Source organism: Gemmatimonadota bacterium (assembly GCA_016704275.1).
Taxonomy (GTDB): domain Bacteria; phylum Gemmatimonadota; class Gemmatimonadetes; order Gemmatimonadales; family GWC2-71-9; genus Palsa-1233.
The window spans coordinates 783139-790320 of the sequence record JADJAK010000001.1 but is presented as its reverse complement, the minus strand read 5'-3'; the positions used below and the strand labels follow the sequence as shown (position 1 = coordinate 790320).

Below are 7182 nucleotides of genomic sequence, written 5' to 3'. Positions count from 1 at the left end.
CTCCAACTGGCAGGCCACGTGCCAGCCGGGAGACCTTCACCCCGGGGCGAGCGGCCAGCAGCTGATGGAGGTAGGTCGCGGTCGCCTCCCCCTCCAGCGAGGAGTTGGTGGCGAGGATCACCTCGCGGACATCTCCGGCCTCGAGCCGACGCTCCAGGAGCCCGATGCGCAGGGCTTCCGGGCCGATCCCGTCGAGCGGTGAGAGCCGGCCGCCGAGGACCACATAGCGCCCGCGGAACGCCACGGCCTTCTCGAGGATGGCGAGTGCCGATGCCTCCTCGACGATGCAGAGGAGCGTCGGATCACGCCGCGGATCGCGACAGATGGGGCAGACACCATCCTCGGTCGGCTGGCCGCACTCGGTGCAGGGGTGCACTCGCTCGGAGACCACCTGCAACGCGGCGGCCAGCGCATCCATCCGCTCGCGCGGCTGGCCGAGGAGGTGGTAGGCGAGGCGCTGGGCGGTCTTCCGGCCGATGCCGGGAAGTCGCGCCAACTCGCCGATGAGCGTCTCGAGGGCGCTCACGGCATCACGCGGGAGTCGGGTCCGGGTCGGTCGCCGCCAGGGCGTCCGCGCGGCGCTGCGCCTCGGCGATCGCCGACATGATCAAGTCGGCCAGCAAATCGGCATCGCGCCCCTCGAGCAACTCGGGGGCGATCACCAGGCGCCGCAGCGCCAGATGGCCATCGACTTCCACCTGCACCAATCCGCCGCCTGCACGCGCCTCGACCGCACGCTTCGCCAGTTCGGCGTCGCGCGTGGTGCGGGCCCGGTCGGACCGGCCGCGTGAGGGTGCGTTCTTCGAGGAATCTGCCAACGTCCGTCCATCGTCCAGGGTCTCACCGGGACGAAGGTTCATCCCTCGTCCACGAGCTCCAAATCTAACGCGTCGGCGGCCGCATCGAGGGTCGGATCCTTCCGCCGGAGCTCGCCCAGCCGGTCGGCCCGGATCGTCTCGTCGGTCATCCGGCCGCCCTTCCGCGCAGCCGGGGCCGGGGTGGCGATCCCGGACTCCAGCACCACCGTCACCGGGCTCCCCATCCGCGCAGAAAGGATGGTCTCGATGCTGCTCAGGAGCCGCTCGGCCCCCTCCCGGAAGACCCCTTCCTCGGGGCCGAAGGCGAGGACCGCCTTCCCCGGGGCATCCATCCGCGGGGTGGCGTGGTCGAGCGCCTGGCTCAGGAGCATGCTCTGCCGCGACGCCGTCGCGACCACCTCGCCCCAGATCGCCCGGATCCCGTCGGTATTGGCCGGGACGGAGAAGACGGGCGACGGGGCCGTAGCCCCCTCCGGCGGCCCTCCCGTCTCGCGATTCCGCGGAGCGGGCGGGGGTGGTGCCTCCTCGGCGAGCGAGGACTTCGGCGCCGGGGGTTTCGGTGCGGCCGCTGCCGGCGCCGGGGCCGCGGCCGATCGACCCTGAGGTATCGGCTGTGCGGCTGGCGTCGGGGAGCCCTGCCACGCCGGCGGCGCCTGTCCCGCGAGCAACGCCTTGAGGTCGACCACGCGGTCGAGCATTGCCCAGCGGAGCAGCAGCGTCTCAAGCACCAAGCGCGGGTGGGCGCTCCGGCGGACCGAGTTCTCGGCGTCGGCCAGCAGCTTGAGCATCCGCACCGCATCCTCGGGGGCGAGCCGCGGTGCGACACCCGCGATCAACGCGAGCGTCGATTCCGGCAGGTCCTCGGGGGTCACGCCGTAGTGGTGCATCACCAGCGCGCGGAGCACTTCGGAGAGGCCGCCCGCGAACTCCGCCAGGTCGGCGCCGCTGTCCATCAGCTGGTCGAGGACACCAAAGACCGCACCCGGATTTCGATCGGCCACCAGCGAGAGGACCGCACCGTACGACTCGTCGTTGACGAGGCCGAGGACGTCGCGCACACGAGCGGCGGTAAGCGGCCCTTCGCCGAACGAGAGGCACTGGTCGAGCACGGAGAGCGCGTCGCGCATGCCGCCGTCGGCGTGGCGCCCGATCAGCAGCAGCGCGTCGTCCTCGGCGTCGAGCCCCTCGGTGCGCAGCACCTCGCGCAGGCGCGACTGGATGGCGGCGGGGCCGATGCGGCGGAAGTCGAAGCGCTGCAGTCGCGACATCACCGGCGCGGCGGTGTTGAAGATCTTCTGCGGCTCGGTGGTCGCGAAGACGAAGACGACGCCCGGAGGCGGCTCTTCAAGAATCTTCAGCAGCGCATTCCACGCCTCGCGCGTGAGCATGTGCGCCTCGTCCACGATGTACACCTTGTGGTGCCCATCCTGGGAGGCGGCGTACATCGCGCGCTCGCGCAGGTCGCGCGCATCGTCAACGCCGCGGTTCGACGCCGCGTCGATCTCGACCACGTCGAGGTTCGCCTGCCCGTTCCAGATCCGCTCGCAGGAGGCGCACTCGCCGCACGGCTCGCCGGTCGGGTGCTCCAGGTCGCGGCGCTCGCAGTTGAGCGCCATCGCCAGGATGCGAGCGGCGGTCGTCTTGCCGACGCCACGCGGCCCGGTGAGCAGGTAGCCATGGCCGACACGATTCTTGGCCACGGCGCCGCGCAGGGCGGACGCGACGTGGTCCTGGACAAGGAGGTCGGCGAATCGACGGGGGCGATAACGGCGGGCGAGGGCGATGGACATCAGGCGGTCCCGCAGGGAGGGAAATGCAAAGTGCCCCAGGCGACCCGAAGCGATATCAGACATTGCTTAGCGCTGCTGCCGCTAGGCCCTGACGCGGTTCGCACGCTGATACCCTACGGACCTGGGGCACCCCGAAGATATCAGGGGGGCGGGAGCTTCGCCAATACGGCCGCCACCGGATCGGCCACCCCCTCCCATTCGAGCCGAATATCCGGGGCGATCCCCTTCCCGCGCATCCCGCCCTCGGGGAGGCGCCGATGCGCCGTGATCGTCGGGTAGCCCAGGTACCAGCGCGAATGCTCGGGATGGATCCGGACCACCGAGGTGCTCTGGTAGTCGAGTGCTCCGGCCGTCGGCTGCCCGATGACGCGCGCCCGGCCCTCGCGCTTCGCGGTAAGTGTCAGCACCTCCGATGCGCTGACGGTCCCGCGATCAACCAGGACCGCGACGCGCGGCGCCGATCGCGGCTGCACGCGGGGCGGTGCCGGTGACCCTGGCGCCTCGAGCGGAACCAGTTCTCCTGGCGCCGCCTCAAGCGCGGCGACCAGGCGAGTGACAAAGGCGGACGTCGGTGCACCGAACGCGCGCGTGGCATAGCTGATCTGGTCGGGGGACGAGAGCATGACCGCTTCGCCGAAATCCTCCGCTGCCGCCGGAGCCGTCGCCGCCATCACGTAGGGGGTGAGTGCCGCGGTGGTCTGGGAGCCCCCTCCTTCGTTGCCTCGGAAATCAATCAGGAAGGCCTCAGAGGTCGCGAGTCGTGCTGCATTCGCCGCCACCATGGAGTCGATCAGGCGTCGATACTGTCCATCGTGCGAGAGCACGGAGATGATTCCGACGTTGGCGCGCCACGTGAACGTGGGGCGATGCACATCAACCGAATCCAGGAGCGCGCGCTCGACCGCCGCCCCAGGAAAGCGCTTTCCCCAGATCCCGGGGGAGAGGCGGAGCACCGTGCCACCTCGATGCAACGACACGGGCGGGATCGTCACAGCCAGCGAGCGCCAGCGCAGCGACGCGGTGTAGCTGCCCGCGGCGGTGCGGTCAAAGACGGCGCGCACGCTCCCGATCGGAAGCGTCACGGTATCGCTCGTCACCACCACGCCCACGAATCGCCCGGCCTTGCCGGCTGGATCAGGAATGACTGCGATCTCCATCGCGCCGTCATACCAAAGCCCCTCGATCGGATCGACCTTCGCGCCACGTGCCCCGATGGACCGACGCATCGCCTCGACGTCCACGGCGATGCGCGGAACGGCCGGCATCACACGGCGCGTTTCGGCGCTGTCGAGTCGCGGACTCTGGTACACGAAGAGGTGGGGATCCTTGAACCAATCGAGATAGGCAAACAGAACCGGGAAGCACGCCGCTTCGGCCAGGGTGGCCGCGCGGCGCTCGAGCGGTGCGAGCATGGTCAGGTAGGCCTTTTGGCGGGCACCGCGGACCTCCAGGCGAAAGCCGGCATAGTTCGCTTCGGTCTTCGCACGGAGCCCCGCCAGGAGTTCTCCGCAGGTCGGTGCCATCGTTGTCGGGGAGCTCGGGCCACCGAGCAGGGCGAGGAGCAGGGCGTGGCTGTGCAGGGAGAACTCCAGGACGGACGTCACGGGGTGGGCCCATGCGGCACGGGCGCCCCCGCCTGAGTGCAGGAGCGCCCCGAACTACGCCAGCGATCCGGTGAGGATTCGATTCGCAACATCCCTGACCGGGCTCTGACCGATGGCCACCCTTCTCGCTTCTCGCTTCTCGCTTCTCGCCCCTACGGCCGCCCCGCCCCAAACAGCACCGCATTCGCAAACAGCATCGCCGTCCCCCGCCAGAAGCCCCGGAACAGCGGATTCTCGGCGAACGCCACCACGTTCCCCCGCCCCGCCCGCTCCACCGAGGCCCAGACCGAGCCGGTCAGGAACTTGTCGGTGTTGCCCGGCCAGGTGAAGCCGGAGAGGACCGGCGTCTTCTCGTTGAAGACGACCACGTTGTCACCGCCCTTGGACGGCTTGAGGAAGTCGCCCGGCACCGGCACGGCCAGCTGGTCCCGCTCGTAGCCCCAGGCCAGCCAGATGGTGCGGTCGATCGTGGCGCGGGCAATAGCCCCCGGCACCCCTTCGGCCGTCTGGTTCCCCTTGGCGCTCGGCGAGACGAACGGGAAGGTGCCACCACCCGTGAGCGTGGTGTCCTCCGCGGTGAGCTTCGGCGCATCCTTCTTGTCCGGTTCTGGCACCGCGCGGAGTCCCATCTCCTTGTTCTCGAGCAGCGAGACCGACGACCCCATCGTGATCAGTGCCCCACCGCCGCGCACCCAGTCGCGCAGCCGGTTCATCCCGGCGGTGCCGAGGGTACCGGCATAGCTCCCTTCGGGAAGGATGATCACGTTGTACTGCTCCAGCGCCATCGAGCCGAGACGACGCACTTCGACCGGCACGAAGGGCTGCAGCAACTCCTTCTCGAGATACCACCAGACATCACCGAACGACGTCTGCGAGACCCCGTCGCCCGATGCGACCAGCACCTTCGGCGTGCGCACCACGGAGACGGAACCACTGCCGATGCCGACCGAGCCGCTATCGGGGAAGCCCGACTGGATCGAGACCACCGACACCTTGTGGTCAGGCGCCAGCCGCGCGATTCGCTCGTGCAGCGTTGCGGGATTGCGCGCGACACGCACCACCATCGTCCCGGCCGGATACTCCTTGCCGTCGGCGCGCATCGCTTCGCTGGCGACGTTCACGATGAACTGTTCGCGCAGCAAGGCGAGGCCGAGCTGCTGGGCACCGCGCGTCCCCGGGAGAATCAGATACGCGGCCTGCGCCCGGGCCGGTGCGGCCGGCAACACCTGCGCCTCGCCGATCTCGGAGAGTGCCACGGCGCTCATGGGTGTCGCTTCATCGCTCCATGCGGCGCTGAGCCCATGCACCAGCGGGATCGACCACGCGGTGACGTCGTAGAACTCGTAGCCTTCGCGGGGCGCGTTCTCACCACGGCGACGATTCCGTTCGAAGCGCTCGATCTGCCGGCGCGCAAAGGCCGAGTCGACCGCGGCCTTGGGCTCGAGCAGCGCGCGCGCCAGGCGTCCTTGCGGCTGCGCCAGGTCGATCACCCAGCTGCCGGCGGCGAAGGTGCGCTTGGCGGCGGCGCCGCCGAGATAGTCGTTGGCGCGGAGCGCGGTCCACGGCGCGGTCAGGCGCTGCACCTCGACGCCCTGGAAGGCGAGCAGGTCGATCACCTCGCGGGTGCGGTCCGGATCGCGGCCCGCCTCGATCACGACTCGGCGCACGCCGGTGGTGATGGCCAGCGCCGAGGCGTGGAAGTCGTAGAAGTCGTTGAGCCGGGCCTCGCGATTGGCGGCCAGCGTGCCGAGGGTCGCCATCGAGGCGACGAAGTGGTGCGCGATGCCGTCGCGGAATGTGGTGATGGTGCCGTCGTCTTTCCGGAGGGCGAGCTTCGGGCCACCGTCGGTTTCGAACGTCATCCCGGTGGCGCCGAGGAGCGAGGGCCACGAGTCCCAGTAACCGGCGTAGTGGAGGTCGAAGACATCGCGCACGAAATAGGGCCAGTTCTGTCGATCGAAGGCATCGGCGTTGCCCTTGCCGAACGCCTCGAGCCACTTCACCGACGCGAGCGGCACCAGCTGGTTGATCGGCGCGGCCGCGGGCGGGAAGAAGTACTGCGCGGTGGTGCTGTGCAGGTCGACAAAGACCTGCGGATGCCAGCGTCGCACGGCACCGGCGGTCGCCTTTGTCTCGGCTTGCGACAGCGCGATCAGGTCGCGATTCATGTCGAAGCGATAGTGGTTGAAACGCCCCGCGATGCTCCACGGCTCGCCACCCTCGAGCGCGGCCGGTTCGTCGCTGCCGACCGCGACCGAATTGCTCCACGCCGCGAAGCGCTCGTGGCCATCGGGGTTCTGTGACGGATTGATGATGGTGATGGTGTTGTCGAGGATCGCCTTCACCTGCGGCGACTCGGAGGCGAGCAGCGTGTAGGCCGTCATCATCGACGTCTCGAAGCCCGCCGGCTCGTTGCCGTGGATCGAGTGCGAGAGGATCGACAGCGCCGGCGTGGTCTTGGCCAGGTCGGCGGCCTGCGCCTTGGTCAGCGCACGGGGATCGGCAAGCCGCGCCAGATCGGCACGGATGGCGTCGAGCCGCGCGATGTTGGCCGGCGAGGAGATGATCAGCACCCGCATCTCCTTCCCCTCGGCTGTCCGCCCCGTCACCTCGGTCCGCACCCGATCACCTGCCGCCGCAATCATCGCATCGAGCACCGCCCGCTGCTCGTGGTACATCGTGTGGCGCGACCCGATCGGATGCCCGAGCAACCGCTCCGGATTCGGCACCGCCGCGCGGTACGGCGGGAACGCGGCGAAGTCATAGGCTGGATAGCGGCCCTGGGCGGAGAGCGGTGCCGCGACAAGGGACGCCACGAGGAGGAGCGGAAGACGCATGCGGGAGGCTCGGATGGAGGTGGAGATGGGAATATACCTGAGAAACGATGATCGATCATCGATGATCGATTCTCGATGAGCCGTTTTCCCCGGGCCGCGCGCATGACGAGGTAACCCCACCTCCACGAGGCGC

At 69.4% G+C, this 7182-nt stretch carries 5 protein-coding genes and 1 other RNA gene; all 6 read right to left on the bottom strand.

Annotated elements, in window-relative coordinates:
* The coding region (gene recR, locus IPG05_03760; GenBank protein ID MBK6494207.1) for a recombination protein RecR at nt 1-526 on the bottom strand (526 nt) is incomplete at its 3' end.
* A 4-nt stretch (nt 527-530) separates the two neighbouring features.
* Nucleotides 531-860 (bottom strand): YbaB/EbfC family nucleoid-associated protein, encoded by a 330-nt coding sequence (locus IPG05_03755; protein MBK6494206.1) that lies wholly within the window; start codon nt 858-860, stop codon nt 531-533.
* Complete coding sequence (gene dnaX, locus IPG05_03750; protein ID MBK6494205.1) at nt 857-2608, bottom strand: DNA polymerase III subunit gamma/tau; 1752 nt, start codon at nt 2606-2608, stop codon at nt 857-859. The genes IPG05_03755 and dnaX overlap by 4 nt, the downstream gene beginning before the upstream one ends.
* 29 nt (nt 2609-2637) lie before the next feature.
* Nucleotides 2638-2736, bottom strand: an RNA gene (gene ffs / locus IPG05_03745) — signal recognition particle sRNA small type.
* 12 nt (nt 2737-2748) lie between these two features.
* The gene (locus IPG05_03740) at nt 2749-4212 is read right to left on the bottom strand and encodes a hypothetical protein (GenBank protein MBK6494204.1); all 1464 of its coding nucleotides are present in this window, start codon (nt 4210-4212) and stop codon (nt 2749-2751) included.
* A gap of 152 nt (nt 4213-4364) precedes the next feature.
* The gene (locus IPG05_03735) at nt 4365-7049 is read right to left on the bottom strand and encodes a hypothetical protein (protein MBK6494203.1); all 2685 of its coding nucleotides are present in this window, start codon (nt 7047-7049) and stop codon (nt 4365-4367) included.
* Nucleotides 7050-7182 lie beyond the last annotated feature (133 nt).

What these genes read in the sequence shown, in the direction of transcription:
- dnaX (MBK6494205.1), bottom strand. Translation starts at nt 2,608, where the DNA reads ATGTCCATCGCCCTCGCCCGCCGTTATCGCCCCCGTCGATTCGCCGAC.
- IPG05_03735 (MBK6494203.1), bottom strand. Translation starts at nt 7,049, where the DNA reads ATGCGTCTTCCGCTCCTCCTCGTGGCGTCCCTTGTCGCGGCACCGCTC.
- IPG05_03755 (MBK6494206.1), bottom strand. Translation starts at nt 860, where the DNA reads ATGAACCTTCGTCCCGGTGAGACCCTGGACGATGGACGGACGTTGGCA.